12 protein-coding genes are annotated in these 14,725 nt (G+C 70.2%); 8 read left to right on the top strand and 4 right to left on the bottom strand.

Annotation, left to right across the window (positions count from 1 at the left end):
• Positions 1-49: 49 nt before the first annotated feature.
• The 3 genes from fadD8 to ACYVC6_RS19705 all read left to right on the top strand — a co-directional run bounded on the left by fadD8 (position 50) and on the right by ACYVC6_RS19705 (position 4,423).
• Positions 50-1,645: a fatty-acid--CoA ligase FadD8 gene (gene fadD8, locus ACYVC6_RS19715; protein ID WP_460716170.1), complete on the top strand. Its 1,596-nt coding sequence runs from the start codon at positions 50-52 to the stop codon at positions 1,643-1,645.
• On the top strand, positions 1,642-2,880 hold the full coding sequence (locus ACYVC6_RS19710) for a hypothetical protein (RefSeq protein ID WP_460716169.1): 1,239 nt from the start codon (positions 1,642-1,644) through the stop codon (positions 2,878-2,880). The genes fadD8 and ACYVC6_RS19710 overlap by 4 nt, the downstream gene beginning before the upstream one ends.
• A gap of 88 nt (positions 2,881-2,968) precedes the next feature.
• Positions 2,969-4,423 carry a sensor histidine kinase gene (locus tag ACYVC6_RS19705; RefSeq protein ID WP_460716168.1) on the top strand — a complete coding sequence of 485 codons (1,455 nt, stop codon included), beginning with the start codon at positions 2,969-2,971 and terminating at the stop codon, positions 4,421-4,423.
• A gap of 35 nt (positions 4,424-4,458) precedes the next feature.
• Here the strand turns inward: ACYVC6_RS19705 and ACYVC6_RS19700 are convergent, their stop codons facing one another.
• The 4 genes from ACYVC6_RS19700 to ACYVC6_RS19685 are packed head-to-tail and all read right to left on the bottom strand — an operon-like array spanning position 4,459 to position 7,138.
• Positions 4,459-5,013: a LemA family protein gene (locus ACYVC6_RS19700; protein ID WP_460716167.1), complete on the bottom strand. Its 555-nt coding sequence runs from the start codon at positions 5,011-5,013 to the stop codon at positions 4,459-4,461.
• A complete protein-coding gene (locus ACYVC6_RS19695; RefSeq protein WP_460716524.1) occupies positions 5,010-5,708 on the bottom strand; it encodes a DUF3137 domain-containing protein in 699 nt (232 codons plus the stop codon). Before ACYVC6_RS19695 ends, ACYVC6_RS19700 begins: the two co-directional genes overlap by 4 nt.
• 24 nt (positions 5,709-5,732) lie before the next feature.
• Positions 5,733-6,275, bottom strand: coding sequence for a hypothetical protein (locus ACYVC6_RS19690; RefSeq protein WP_460716165.1), 543 nt, complete (start codon positions 6,273-6,275; stop codon positions 5,733-5,735).
• Between the two features lie 44 nt (positions 6,276-6,319).
• Entirely contained in the window at positions 6,320-7,138 is an 819-nt protein-coding gene (locus tag ACYVC6_RS19685; RefSeq protein ID WP_460716164.1) for a crotonase/enoyl-CoA hydratase family protein, read from the bottom strand.
• 46 nt (positions 7,139-7,184) lie between these two features.
• Between ACYVC6_RS19685 and ACYVC6_RS19680 the strand changes: the two genes are divergently transcribed.
• The 5 genes from ACYVC6_RS19680 to ACYVC6_RS19660 all read left to right on the top strand — a co-directional run bounded on the left by ACYVC6_RS19680 (position 7,185) and on the right by ACYVC6_RS19660 (position 14,716).
• Positions 7,185-8,816, top strand: coding sequence for an acyl-CoA synthetase (locus ACYVC6_RS19680; protein WP_460716163.1), 1,632 nt, complete (start codon positions 7,185-7,187; stop codon positions 8,814-8,816).
• Positions 8,797-9,897, top strand: a complete 1,101-nt coding sequence (locus ACYVC6_RS19675) for an NAD(P)H-dependent flavin oxidoreductase (protein ID WP_460716162.1) — start codon at positions 8,797-8,799, stop codon at positions 9,895-9,897. The genes ACYVC6_RS19680 and ACYVC6_RS19675 overlap by 20 nt, the downstream gene beginning before the upstream one ends.
• On the top strand, positions 9,897-11,375 hold the full coding sequence (locus ACYVC6_RS19670) for an LVIVD repeat-containing protein (protein WP_460716161.1): 1,479 nt from the start codon (positions 9,897-9,899) through the stop codon (positions 11,373-11,375). The genes ACYVC6_RS19675 and ACYVC6_RS19670 overlap by 1 nt, the downstream gene beginning before the upstream one ends.
• Positions 11,376-11,448: 73 nt before the next feature.
• On the top strand, positions 11,449-12,138 hold the full coding sequence (locus ACYVC6_RS19665; RefSeq protein WP_460716160.1) for a response regulator transcription factor: 690 nt from the start codon (positions 11,449-11,451) through the stop codon (positions 12,136-12,138).
• Positions 12,131-14,716: a DUF4153 domain-containing protein gene (locus tag ACYVC6_RS19660; protein WP_460716159.1), complete on the top strand. Its 2,586-nt coding sequence runs from the start codon at positions 12,131-12,133 to the stop codon at positions 14,714-14,716. The genes ACYVC6_RS19665 and ACYVC6_RS19660 overlap by 8 nt, the downstream gene beginning before the upstream one ends.
• Positions 14,717-14,725: the final 9 nt, after the last annotated feature.

Raw genomic sequence — 14,725 nt, 5'->3', positions numbered from 1 at the left:
GACGCCTGCTTCGTTGCCCGAAACTGAAACACGTTCTAGTCTCAGCGTCATGGTTTCACCTGACGAAGAGCTGCGGATCGGCACGCACAACGGCCACCTCATGGTGGCCGCCCTCAAGCGTCACCACGACAAGCCGGTGATCCACCTCGGCGACGTGACGTTGACCGGACGCGAGGTCTCGGACCGGATGAGCCAGTACGTCCAGGCCTTCGAGAGCCTCAATGCCGGCCAGGGCTCGGCGGGGGCACTGCTGGCGCTCAACCGCCCCGAGGTGCTGTTCATCATCGGCGCGAGCCAGACCCAGGGCTACCGGCGTACGTCGCTGCACCCGCTGGGCAGCCTCGATGACCACGCCTATGTCATCAACGACGCCGAGATCACCACCCTGATCGTCGACCCGGTCTTCGTGGAGCGGGCGGTCGGCCTGCTCGACAAGTGCCCGGGGCTGAAGCAGGTCCTGACGATCGGCCCGGTCCCCGAGGCGCTGAGCGCGGTGGGCACGGATCTCGTCGCCGCGGCTGCCCAGTTCGACCCGAAGCCGCTGGAAGCGGTGCTGCTGGCGCGCGACCACATGACCTCGATCACCTACACCGGCGGCACGACCGGCAACCCCAAGGGCGTGATCGGCCGGGTCGAGTCCTTCTCGACGATGACCAACATCCAGCTCGCCGAGTGGGAGTGGCCGGAGAACCCCCGGTTCCTCATGTGCACCCCGCTCTCCCATGCGGGAGCGGCGTTCTTCGCACCGGTCGTGATCAAGGGCGGCTCGCTCTACGTGATGTCGAAGTTCGACCCGGGCGAGGTCCTCGAGTTCATCGAGGCGAACAAGATCCAGGCCACGATGCTGGTGCCCTCGATGCTCTACGCACTCATGGACCACCCCGACTCGCACACCCGCGACCTGAGCAGCCTCGAGACCGTCTACTACGGCGCCAGCGCGATCAACCCGGTGCGTCTCAAGGAGGCCATCGACCGGTTCGGGCCGATCTTCGCCCAGTACTACGGCCAGTCCGAGGCGCCGATGGTCATCACCTACCTCGGCAAGCAGGACCACGTCTCTGGCGACGACAGCCGGCTGTCCTCGTGCGGCCGGCCGTCGGCGTTCATCCGCACGGCACTGCTCGACGAGGACGGCAACCCGGTCAAGCAGGGCGAGCCGGGGGAGATCTGCGTCGCGGGTCCGCTGCTGTCCGGGGGCTACTGGAAGCTGCCCGAGGTGACCGCCGAGACCTTCCGCGACGGCTGGATGCACACCGGCGACGTGGCTCGTGAGGACGAGGACGGCTTCTGGTACATCGTCGACCGGACCAAGGACATGATCGTCACCGGCGGCTTCAACGTGTTCCCGCGTGAGGTCGAGGACGTCGTGGCCGAGCACCCGGCGATCGCCCAGGTCGGGGTGATCGGCACTCCCGACGACAAGTGGGGCGAGGCCGTCACCGCGATCGTCGTCCTCCGCCCGGGCCACGAGCTGACCGACGAGGTCGTCCACGAGATCCAGGACATGGTCAAGGAGCGCAAGGGCTCGGTGCAGGCGCCCAAGCAGGTCATCGCCACCGACGCGCTGCCCCTGACCGGCCTGGGCAAGCCCGACAAGAAGGCGCTGCGGGCGCAGTACTGGACGGGCGAGCGGGCCGTCGGTTGACCCGCAGTCGGTACGCCGACCTCACCCGGGACGAGCTCGCGAGGCTGGTGCCGGAGCTGCTGCTCGTCGGGCAGCTGATCGACCGCTCCGGGATGGCCTGGTGCATCTCGGCGTTCGGCCGCGAGGAGATGGCCCGGATCGCCATCGAGGAGTGGGCCGGCTCGTCGCCGATCTACACGCGTCGGATGCAGGACGCGCTGCGATACGCCCCGGTCACTCCCGGGACCGGTGACGTGGTGACCATCTTCAAGGGCCTCCAGCTCGACATCGGTGCACCGCCGCAGTTCATGGACTTCCGCTACACCGTCCACGACCGCTGGCACGGCGAGTTCCACCTCGACCACTGCGGCGCGCTGATGGACGTCGAGCCGATGGGCGAGGACTACGTGCGCTCGATGTGCCACGACATCGAGGACCCGACCTTCGACGCGACGGCGGTGGCCTCCAACCCCAAGGCGCAGGTCAGGCCCATCCACCGGCCTCCGCGCAGCGCCGACGAGCTGGCGGCCGACCGGCGCCCGCACTGCGCCTGGACGGTGACCATCGACGAGTCCTACCCGGACGTGCAGCCGATCCCTGCGCTCGCCGAGGTCGGGGCCAGCCGGGCGGCCAACCTGCTGCTCGACCCGGTCGACGAGTCCGACGAGGGGCGCGCCGACTACACCGGGCCGCTGCTCTCCGATCTCGACTTCGCGGCCTTCTCCCACTCCGCGCTGGTGCGGATGGCCGACGAGGTCTGCCTCCAGATGCACCTGCTCAACCTGTCGTTCCTGGTTGCGCTGCGCGCCCGCTGCGACAGCGGCGAGCTGCTCCGGGAGATCGCGACCAAGCAGCTGGTCGGCGTAGCCGGCATCGGCGCGGAGCGGATCAGCCGCGCGCTCGGCACCGACGCCGTGCGGACGCTCGAGCTGCACCCGCTGCTCAACCCCGCGGCGTACGTCGAGGCGCAGGTCGAAGACGGCACGCTGGCGGTCGCCCACGGCCCGGCCCACGACGACGGTGCGTGGATCTCGCTCTGCGGCCCCGGCCGGCTGCGTCCGCTCCAGGCTGCGGTCCAGGCGGTCGACCCGATGCTCGACGTCGAGGTCACCGGGTCGGACACGAGCTGGGTCGCGGCGCTGGTGCCTCGCGACCAGCCCGCGGCGCAGCCGGACGAGGTGGCGCTGACCCGTTTCAGCAGCGGCGCCGGCTTCGCCTTCCAGCCGCGGAAGGCGATCCCGATCACGCCGGTCTGAGCGGACGACTTACGTAGAGGACGACCTCCGGACCAGCCAGGACCTAGGACCCTCGGCTCGGCTGCGGCCTGGCCACTAGGTTCCCTGCATGGGACCCGTCGCCGTCGATGACGTGCGCCTGCTCAGGAGGCTGCTCGACCAGCTGCCCGCACTCATCGCCTACTGGGACCGCGACGCACGCAACGTGGTGGCGAACGCCGCCTACGTCGAGTGGTTCGGGTTCCAGCCGGCGCAGATGCATGGCTTGCACATCAGCGAGGTGCTCGGCGCGGAGGTGTATGCCAAGAACCTGCCGTTCATCACCGGCGCCCTCGCCGGCGAGGAGCAGCTCTTCGACCGGACCCTGGTCGACCAGTCCGGGCGGGTCCGCCACACGCAGGCCTCCTACGTCCCCGACATCGTCGACGGAGACGTCCGCGGGTTCTTCGTGCTGGTCACGGACGTAACCCCCCGGGTCGAGGCCCAGCGGGCCATGGACGAGGCCCAGGCGCTCGCCAAGCTCGGGAGCTGGGAGCTCGACACGGTCACCGACGAGATCATGTGGTCTCGTGAGCTGTTCAGGATCATCGGACTCGAGCCCGGCCCTGGTGGCCGGCCACCCTCGCGGGAGACGCTGTCCGACTACCTCCACCCGGACGATCGCGAGCGCGTCCTTGACAACGTCGACCGCGCCACCCGAACCGGCACTCCCTACGCGATCGACTACCGGCTCATCACCGCGGCGGGCGACACGCGCGAGGTGGTCAGCCACGGCAACCCGGTCCGTGACCACGAGGGCAGAGTGGTGCGGATCAACGGCACGCTCCAGGATGTGACGGAGGCGAACGCCGCCGCGCGACTTCTCGCCCGGGTGAACAACGAGCTGCGCCTGGCCAACGAGCTCAACGCCGACGTCATCGCGATGCTCGGCCACGACATCCGCTCGCCGCTCGCGGGACTGCGCGGGTTCCTCGAGATCCTCGACGAGTCGTGGGAGACGTTCGGCGATTCCGAGCGCCGGGGGATCGTGGCCAAGACGCGGGCAGCCGCCACCCGGCTCAGCGAGATGGTCGACCGCATCCTGGCGCTGGCCACGGTGGACGCCGGGAGGATCGAGCCACGTCCCGAGGACCTGGACCTGGCCGAGACGCTGTCGCTGCTGGCGCAGGGGTCCGGACTGCCGTCCGTGCCCACGGTCGTGGTCGAGGCCGAGGCCCCGTCGACGGTCTCCTTCGACCCGGTGCACTTCGACCAGATCGTCGGCAACCTCCTCACCAACGCGTTCCGCTACGGAGCCGAGCCGGTGGACGTGACCGTCACCCGTGACGAGGGGGCGGTCAGCATCGTGGTGACCGATGCGGGTCCCGGGGTGCCGGACGACCTAGTCGACACGCTGTTCACCAGGTTCCCTCGCGCCGGGGCCCGCCGAGCCGCTGCGGGCGGCACGGGCTTCGGCCTCTACCTGGCCGGGCGCCTCGCCGAGGCCAACGGCGCCGGCCTGCGCTACCGGCGACCGCAGGACGACCGGCCGCACGCGTTCGTCCTGTCCGTTCCCGAGCGGTAAGGGACCTGGGGGTCGAGTGCCGGATGCGCTGACGGTCAGACGCTCGGAGCGGTCCGGGCGTTCGCGTCGGTGATCTCGAAGAAGTCCCGGGCCTTGAAGCCGAACATCGCGGCGACAAGGTTGGAGGGGACCGTCGCGACCCGCGTGTTGTAGGCGCGCACGTTGCCGTTGTAGAAGCGCCGGGCGGCGGCGATCCGGTCCTCGGTGTGGGTCAGCTCGTCCTGGAGCTCCAGGAAGTTGCGGCTCGCCTGGAGCTCGGGGTAGGCCTCGACCCGGGCCAGCACCTCGGTGAGCGCCCGACCGACCGTCTCCTCGAACTCCTGGCGCTGGCCCGGGCCGTCGGTGCGGTGCGCGGTCGCGGCCTCACGGGCCCGGGTGAGGTTCTCCAGGACCGTTCGCTCGTGCGTGGCGTACCCCTGGACCGTCTCGACCAGGTTGGGGATCAGCTCGTGCCGGCGGGTGAGCTCGACGTCGATGCCGCCCCACGACTCGTCGACCAGCGTGCGCTGCCGGACGAAGCGGTTGTACATCACCACGAGGCAGAGCAGCAGGAACGCGACCACCCCGAGGACGACGTAGAGCACGGTCACGAGGGACCTCCTTGTTGTCCTCTGAGCTGGCGCCACACGAAGTCCGGGATCCGGTCACTGATCTGGTCCATCAGGGCCAGGGTCGCGTCGATCTGGGCGACCGAGCGCCGGGAGTCGGACACCATGAGCATCGAGTCGCGCTCGAAGCGCCAGCCGACGTCTCGGTGCTGGAGCAGGAACTCCATCATCTGCGGGTGCAGGACATCGGAGGCGAACTTGCGGTCGGGGCAGGAGACCGTGAAGGCGCGGTTGAACTCCTCGAGCTCCAGCTCGATGTCGGAGTTGGTGACCCGCCCGACCACCCGCTCGAGGAAGTTCTCCGGGTCCACCCGCAGCGACGGGAGCGAGATGCCCATCGACAGCGCCACAACAGAGAAGGTGTGGGTCGTGGTGCGGCGGTCCTTCCCGGACCCGCTCGTCGTCTTGTACTCGTAGTCGAAGGACACGAAGTCGCGACCGTCGTGCTGGCCGTAGACGGCGTTGGTCGCGAGGCGCGCGTGGCCCAGGCCGAACGGCGGTCCGTCGAAGCGGTCGACCAGCAGCGGCTGCTCCGCCTCGTAGCGCCAGCCGCGCGAGACGGCGTACGTCGCCATTGCCTCGCGTCGCTTGGCCGCCTGGACGAACGAGTAGACGACCAGGCCGATCCCCGCGAAGACGACGAGGACCACGAGGACCACGAAGCCGCTGCCCAGCATCACGCCGGACAGGGTACGGGTCCGTCAGCGCAGGTCGCGCTTGATCCGCACGATGTCGAGGCCGTCGATGTCGTACGTCGCCAGCAGCAGCAGCGTGTTGATCCTGCGCGGCGAACCCAGACGACCCCACGGCAGGGTCAGCTTGGCGACGTTGCCGTCGACCGACCGCTCGGCGCCGCGGCTGGACGACTTCTCGCCGTCGCGGATGACGGTCACCCGGCCGCCGATGTCCCACTTGACGGTGACGTGCTCGCCGGTCGTGGCGAGCTCCCACTGGAGAGTGATGTCCGAGGAGACGCTCTCGGCGAACCGGACGGTCATGACCAGCCGGTTGTTGGGGCCGGGGCCGGTCCGGTAGTGGTCGTAGACCACCTTGCGGACGTCGACCGGGCGGGTGCTGTCGCCCTTCACGTCGCCGGCCGGGTCGCGCTTGGAGACACGGTCATGGAACACGGGCACGCCGTCGCCGGCGCTGGCAGGGGAGGGAGCCACCTGGGTGAGGGACACGAGGGCGAGCGAGACCGAGAGGGCGGCGGCGAACACCGCGCGCGGGAGCAGGCGAGTCATGCCCCGCGGTCTACCCGTCGACGTGTGCCGGCAAACGACCGGGGTCAGGAGCCCGTGTAGTTCGCGGGACGCCTCTCCAGGAAAGACTTGGGCCCCTCCTTGGCATCGTTGGACGAGAAGACGGCCGCCCCGACCCGCGCGTCGTCCTTCCAGCAGTCGTCCTCGTGCTTGCCCTCGGAGTCGCGGACCGTCTTGAGGATGGCCTGCACCGCGAGCGGGCCGTTGGCGGCGATCTGGTCGGCGATCTCGTGAGCCTTGGCCAGCGCCTGGCCGTCGGGGACGACGTGACCGATCAGGCCCACCTCCTTGGCCTCCGGCGCGAGCATCACGCGTCCGGTCAGCAGGAGCTCCATCGCCACCGTGTAGGGGATCTGACGGGGGAGCCGGACCGCGGAGCCCCCCATCGGGTAGAGGCTCCACTTGGCTTCGGCGACGCCGAACTTCGCCGACTCCCCGGCGATCCGGATGTCGGTGCCCTGCAGGATCTCGGTGCCGCCTGCGATCGCCGGGCCCTCCACCGCGGCGATCAAGGGCTTGGTGAGCCGGAAGCCCTTGAGCAGCGACTTGATGACCGAAGGGTCGAACTCGCCGGACTCGAAGCTCTCGCTCGGCGGCTTCTTGTCGGCCGCCTTGAGGTCCATCCCGGCGCAGAAGTAGCCGCCGGCGCCGGTGAGGATGCAGACCCGGATCTCCGGGTCCTCGTTCACCCTGTCCCAGGCCTCGGACATGATCGCGAGCATCTCGCCGGAGAGGGCGTTGCGGGCATGCGGCCGGTTCATCGTGACGATGAGCTTGTGACCGTCCTGCTCGACGAGGCAGTCGGGTCCTGGGTCAACGACGGGGGCTGCATCTGCGCTGGTCACGGGGGGAGCGTAGTCAAAAACGAGAACGTGTTCTAGTCTTGCCGCCGTGGCTCTGAACATCGCCGATCTCTTCGAGCATGCCGTCGACGCGGCCCCGGACAGCCTCGCCGTCAAGGTCGGGGACCGGGTCGCGACCTACGCCGACCTGGAGCGGGACAGCAACAAGCTGGCCCACTACCTGGCCTCCCAGGGGGTGAAGGCCGGCGACCATGTCGCGCTCTACGCGAAGAACAGCCTCGAGCACGTGGTCGGGCTGCTGGCCACCCTCAAGCTCCGCGCGGTCACCATCAACGTCAACTACCGCTACGTGGAGGCCGAGCTCAACTACCTCTTCGACAACGCCGACGTCGTGGCGCTGCTCTTCGAGCGCTCGTACGCCGACCTGGTGGCGAAATGCGCACCGCAGCACCCGCGTCTCACCACCTTCGTGGCCCTGCCGGACGTCATGGCCCCGGACGACGCCAGCGACATCAGCTCGTTCGGCGGCGTGACCCTCGAGGAGGCGACGGCCGGCCAGAGCGCCGAGCGCGACTTCGAGGAGCGCAGCGCCGACGACATCCACATCATCTACACCGGTGGCACCACCGGGTTCCCCAAGGGCGTCATGTGGCGCCATGAGGACTTCTGGCGCACGCTCGGCGGCGGCATCGACTTCTACACCGGCGAGCCACTGGAGGAGTACGACCAGTCCAAGCAGGCCAACGACCCGCGGATGATCACCTTCCCGCTCAGCCCGCTCATGCACGGCGGCGCACAGGCGGGGCTGCTCATGCACCTCTTTGCCGGGCACCTGACGATCCTCGAGCCGAAGTTCGACGCCCAGCGCACCTGGGAGATCATCGACCGGGAGAAGGTCCAGCTCATCTTCATGACCGGTGACGCGATGGCGCTGCCGCTCATCGACGAGTTCGACCGCCAGGCCGCGACGGGCACGCCGTACGACGGCTCGAGCCTGTTCGCCATCTCCAGCAGCGCCGCGATCTTCAGCCCGCAGGTCAAGAAGCGCTGGATGGATGCCTTCCCGGGCGCGGTCTTCACCGACTCCATCGGCGCGACCGAGACCGGCTTCACCGGCATGGGGATGCAGGACAAGGACGGCCCCATCAGCACCGACGGCCCGGTGGTCGCGCTCGGGCCCAACACCGTGGTCCTGGACGACGACAACAAGCCGATCGACCCCAGCAACGTCGGCGCGGTCGGCCGGATCGGCCGGGGCGGCTCGGTGCCGGTCGGCTACTACAAGGACCCCGAGAAGTCCGCCAAGACGTTCCTCGAGGTCGACGGCCAGCGCTTCTCCGTGCCCGGCGACAACGCCCGGATCGAGGCCGATGGCAAGGTCACGCTGCTCGGCCGCGGCTCCAACTGCGTCAACACCGGTGGCGAGAAGGTCTACCCCGAGGAGGTGGAGATGGCGATCAAGAACCACCCGGCCGTCTACGACACCCTCGTGGTCGGCATCCCGGACCAGAAGTACGGCCAGGCGGTCGCCGCCGTCGTCTCGCTGCGCGACGGCGCCACGCTGGAGCTCGACGAGCTGCGCAGCTTCCTGCGCGACCACCTCTCCGGCTACAAGCTGCCGCGCTCGCTGACCGTCGTGGACGAGGTGCCGCGCAACGCCACCGGCAAGGCGCAGTACCCCGCTGCCAAGGAGATCGCTCTTGCGCACGCCGCTGTGTGACGAGTTCGGGATCGACTACCCGATCTTCGCGTTCACCCCCTCCGAGCACGTCGCGGCCGCGGTCTCCCGCGCCGGGGGGCTCGGCGTGCTCGGCTGCGTGCGGTTCAACGACACCGACGAGCTCGAGAAGACCCTGAGCTGGCTCGACGACAACACCGACGGCAAGCCCTACGGCGTCGACATCGTGATGCCGATGAAGATCCCCACCGAGGGCACGTCGGCCGACCTGTCGACCTACATCCCGGAGGAGCACAAGAAGTTCGTCGACGAGACGCTGCTCAAGCTTGGTGTCCCGCCGCTGCCGGAGGGGGAGGGCCGTGAGGGCGTGCTGGGCTGGCTCCACTCGGTCGCCCGGTCGCACCTCGACGTCGCGCTGCAGCACCGCCCCGTGCTGATCGCCAACGCGCTCGGCTCACCGCCGGTCGACGTGATCGACAAGTGCCATGAGCACGGCATCAAGGTCGCCGCGCTCGCGGGAGCCGCGAAGCACGCGCTGTCGCACGTCGCCAACGGTGTCGACATCATCGTGGCGCAGGGCTACGAGGCAGGCGGCCACACCGGCGAGATCGCCAGCATGGTGCTGACCCCGGACATCGTCGACACGGTCGGCCCCGACGTACCCGTCCTCGGCGCCGGAGGCATCGGCTCGGGACGCCAGGTCGCCGCCTCGCTCGCGCTCGGCGCACAGGGCGTGTGGACCGGCTCGATCTGGCTCGGCACCGAGGAATACCGCAACCTGGCCACCAACCGGGGCTGGGAGACGGCGTTCACCCGCGCCACCTCGAGCGACACGGTGCGGACCCGGATCTACACCGGCAAACCAGCCCGGCTGCTCAAGACCAAGTGGACCGAGGCCTGGGCCGAGGAGGGTGCCCCGGAGCCGCTGCCGATGCCACTGCAGAACCTGCTGGTCGCCGAGGCGCACAACCGGATCAACGCCGCCCACGACCCCGACGTCATCTCGATGCCCGTGGGCCAGATCGTCGGCCGGATGAACGAGGTCCGCCCGGTCTCCGACGTCATGGAGTCACTGGTCTCGGAGTTCGAGGAGACGGTGAAGAGGCTCGATAGCCTTCGGTGATGGTCATCACGGGGACTGCTGCTCTACGACGCCTGCTCGTCGTCCTGGTCGCGCTCGCGGTCGGTGTTGTGGGTCTGACGCTCACGGGCGTGACGCCCGCCGACGGTGAGGCGTTCCCAGCCGCCACTCCACCGGCGACGTGTGGGCCGGGCGCCCGCCCCGAGACCGGCATCCAGGGGCGGGTGCCGCTCTCCGACTACACCTCCGGACGGGTAGCCCAGGGATACCGGTGCAACACCAGGCCGCTGGCCCGGCAGGGCAAGACGGGCGGCTTCAAGGTGCTGCGCTACCAGGACGCCGCCGGCCACACCTGTGCGTTCTACGACTCGACGCTGCTGTTCCCCAAGGACGTCCTCTACAACGCCGCCGAGGGGCTGGGGGTCGTCGTGCTCGACATGGACGATCCCAAGCAGCCTCGCAAGGTCGCGACCCTGAGCTCACCGGCGATGCTCAGCCCCCACGAGTCCCTGGTGCTCAACGAGCGGCGCGGCCTGTTGGCCGCGGTCCTCGGCAACCCGTTCACAAACGTGGGCGTCCTCGACATCTACGACGTCCGCACCAACTGCCGCAAGCCCAAGCTGCTGTCTTCCACCAACACCGCGGTGCTCGGCCACGAGAGCGGGTTCGCCCCGGACGGCCGGACCTTCTATGCCTCCAGCACCGGTGGCCAGACCCTGGCCGCGGTCGACGTGTCGGACCCGCGCAAGCCCAAGCGGGTGTTCTTTCAGTCCGGGGTCAACTACCACGGCCTGCGCCTCTCCCCGGACGGTCGGACGATGTACGTCGCCAACATCGGCAACCCGAGCGGCGTGCGGCTGTCGTCCGGCGGGCTGCGCATCCTCGACGTGTCCCAGATCCAGGACCGCAAGCCGGATCCCAAGGTCAAGGTGGTCGCCGACCTCGACTGGCCGGAGGGGTCGCTGCCACAGGTGGCCGAGCCGTTCACCAAGAAGGGCCGTGACTATCTTCTCGAGGTCGACGAGTTCGTCGACTTCGGCCTCGACGGCGGACCGACCCAGGCATCGGCGCCGGTGGGTGCGGCCCGGATCATCGACGTCGAGGACCCGGCCCACCCGAAGGTCGTCTCCCACCTGCGGCTCGCCGTGCACCAGCCCGGCGCCCGCGCCGGTGACCAGCAGCTCGACCCCGGCGCGCTCATCCCCGTCCAGGGGTACGCCGGCCACTACTGCTCGCTGCCGCGGACCAGGAACCCCAGGATCGTCGGCTGCTCGATGATCCTGTCCGGCCTGCGGCTCTTCGACATCCGGGATCCCCAGAACCCGCGCGAAGTGGCCTACTTCAACGACCCGACGATGCCGGGCGCGGACTCCCAGAACCCGACTGCCCTCGGCGCCTTCGCGATGTCCGCCCCGGCCTGGGACCCGGCGCGCGGAGCGGTCTGGTTCACCGACGCCAACAAGGGCTTCTTCGTGGTCGCGCTGACAAACGGCGTCGAACGGCTGCTGCGGAAGAAGTAGCCGCAGTAGACCTGCACACAACCTTCACGAGTCGTCCCGGTCTTCTGACCCTGCTCGCTCCTACGGTTGTCGTGTGCCCCCTCCGATGTCGCGGATCCTGGTCGTCGAGGACGACCGGGTCATCAACCAGGCGGTCACCGACCGGCTGAGCGGCGAGGGCTACGACGTCGTCCAGGCCTATGACGGGCCGGACGCCGTCGCGCGGTTCGTCGCCAGCTCGCCCGACCTGGTCCTCCTGGACGTGATGCTGCCCGGGTTCGACGGACACGAGGTGTGCCGGCGCATCCAGGCACAGCGGCCGGTCCCGGTCCTCATGCTCACCGCCCGCGACGACGAGGCGGACATCCTCGTGGGGCTTGGCGTCGGCGCCGACGACTACCTGACCAAGCCGTTCCGGATGCGGGAGCTGGTCGCCCGGGTGGCCGCCTTGCTGCGTCGGGTCGAACGGGCCGCCGAGCTCGCCGCGCGGGCCACGACCGACCTGGGGGACATCCGGGTCGATCCGGGAGCACGGAAGGTCTGGGTCGGCGACGACGAGGTGCACCTGACTCCCACCGAGTTCGACCTCCTCCTCTGCCTGGCCGGCGCTCCGGGGACGGTGCTCACCCGCGACCAGCTCTACCGCGAGGTGTGGGGGTGGTCAGGGGCGTCCGGCACCCGCACCGTCGACAGCCACGTCAAGGCCCTGCGGGCCAAGATCGGCGCCGACCGGGTCCGGACCGTGCACGGCGTCGGCTACGCGCTGGAGATCGCCGGTGGCTAGCGGTCCGCTCGACCTGATCGCGTCGGTGAAGGTCAAGCTCGGCGTACTGGTCGCCGTCAGCGTCCTCGTCGCCACGCTGGTCGGCTCGCTGGGCTCGGTCAGCGACGTCCCCCTCTGGCTGAGCATCCCGGTCACGGTGGCCCTGGCCCTCGGGGTCACACAGCTCCTGGCGGTCGGCATGACCTCACCCCTGCGCGAGATGACCAAGGCCGCCCGCCGGATGGCCCGCGGCGACTACTCCGGCCGGGTGACGGCGACCTCCAACGACGAGGTCGGCGAGCTCGCGCGCGCCTTCAACCGGATGGCCGAGGACCTCCAGGCTGTCGACCGGCAGCGCCGTGAGCTGATCGCGAGCGTCAGCCACGAGCTCCGCACACCGCTCGCCGCGCTCTGCGCGGTCCTCGAGAACCTGGTCGACGGCGTCGGCGGACCGGACCCCGTCGCCCTGAGCACCGCCCTCGACCAGGCCGAGCGGCTGTCGGCCCTGGTCTCCGACCTGTTGGACCTGGCGCGCGTGGACGCCGGCGCGGTGACGCTCTCGACGTCGCGGGTCTCCGTGCCCGATCTCCTGCAGCGCGCGGTCGCCGAGGCGCGGGCGACCGGCCGCGACGTCACGTACGACGTCCGCGTCGACCCGGAGGGCCTGAGCGTCGACGCGGACCCCCAGCGCCTGCACCAGCTGGTCGCCAACCTGCTGGACAACGCCTCGCGGCACAGCCCCGCCGGCGGCACCGTCGTCGTCACCGCGACCGACAGGCCGAGCGGGCATCAGGGCGGCTGGCGACTCGAGGTCACCGACGACGGGCCGGGCATCCCGGCCGCCGACCGTGACCGCGTCTTCGAGCGCTTCGGCACGCTCGATGCCCATGACCAGGCCGGCGGTGGCACCGGCCTGGGGCTGGCCATCGCCCGCTGGGTGACCGACCTGCACCGAGGCGCCATCCGCTTCCTCGACCCCGACCCAGGCCACACCGGTGCCCGGGTGCGGGTCGACCTTCCCCACGACACCGAGGAGCCCGCGATGACCGTCCCCACTCCGCCGACTCCGACGCCGACACCCACGCCTACACCGGCGGCCGTCACGTCGTCGCCGGTGGCGCGTCCGAGCGACTCGATGGACGCGCTGTTCGGTGCCTTCTGGCCCGAACGCGCCCTGCCCGGCAGCCCGCGGGCACTGCTCGGCGCGCTCGCAGCCGGGGTGCTCGCGGGCGTCGTGCTGCCGTTCCGTGACCACGGGCTCGGCACCTTCCTGGTCCTGATGGCCTGTGGGTTGGCCGTGCTCGCGGTAGCCGTGCACCGTCGCTCGGCGTTCACCCTCGCCTGCTCCGGCCTCGGCGTGCTGCTGGCCGGCACGCTGCTGCTGCGCGACGCCGAGTGGATCGTCTTCCTCTGCGTACTCGCCGCGGCCGCGATGTTCGTGATCGGGCTGGTCGAGGGTCGCACCCTCCAGGGCTTCCTGCTCGCCGGCATCGCCTGGCCGCTCGCCGCCCTGCGCGGGCTGCCGTGGTTGGGCCGGTCGCTCACGCCGGTGACCGGGTCGGGCAGGCGAGGTGCTGTGCTGCGCACGGCGCTGCTGTCCCTCGTGGCGGTCGCGGTGTTCGGACTGCTCTTCGCCTCGGCCGACGCCCTCTTCGCCGAGTGGGCGGACCGGCTGGTGCCCGACGTCGAGCTGGGCTCGATCGTGCTGCGCGCCTTCCTGGCGGCGTTCGTCGCCGGGGTCGTGCTCGCCGCGGCGTACGTCGGCATCAACCCACCGCGGGTCGAGCCGACGAACGGCTCGGCCGCGCGGCCGGTCGCCCAGCGCTACGAGTGGCTGGTCCCGGTGCTGCTCGTCGACGCGGTGTTCCTCGTCTTCATCGGGGCACAGGCCACCGTCTTCTTCGGCGGCCACGACTACCTCGAGCGCACCACCGGTCTGACCTACGCCGACTACGTCCACCAGGGCTTCGGGCAGCTCACCGTGGCCACGGGGCTCACCCTGCTCGTGGTGTGGGCGGCGGCCCGGAAAGCGCCGCGCGAGACGCCGTCGGACCTGCTCTGGATCCGTGGCTCGCTGGGCATGCTCTGTGCCCTCACCCTGGTCGTGGTGGCCTCGGCGCTCTACCGGATGCACGTCTACCAGGAGGCCTACGGCTTCACCCAGCTGCGGCTGCTGGTCGACGTGTTCGAGGGCTGGCTCGGGTTGGTGGTGCTCGGAGTCATGGTCGCCGGCATCACGCTGCGCGGGGCCTGGTTGCCGCGCGCTGCCGTGCTGAGCGGAGCCGCGGCACTCCTCGGGCTGGCGCTCCTCAACCCGGACGCGTGGATCGCCGAGCGCAACCTGGACCGCTACGCCGAGACAGGCAAGGTCGACTGGGAGTACCTCCAGGGCTTCCTCTCGGAGGACGCCGTGCCGGTGCTGGCCGAGCTGCCCGATGAGGTCGTCGAGTGCGCGCTGATGGGTCACGGCACCGGCGAGGACACCGACGACTGGTTGGAGTGGAACCTGGGCCGGCACCGGGCCGGGCCGATCCTGCGCGAGCAGCACGAGGACTTCGACTACTCCGACGCCGTCTGCGCGGCCGCCGATGCGCAGTAGCGAGCGCGT

This window comes from Nocardioides dilutus (assembly GCF_054779555.1).
The sequence above is the reverse complement of the archived record's forward strand: the minus strand, read 5'-3'. Positions and strand labels throughout refer to the sequence as shown.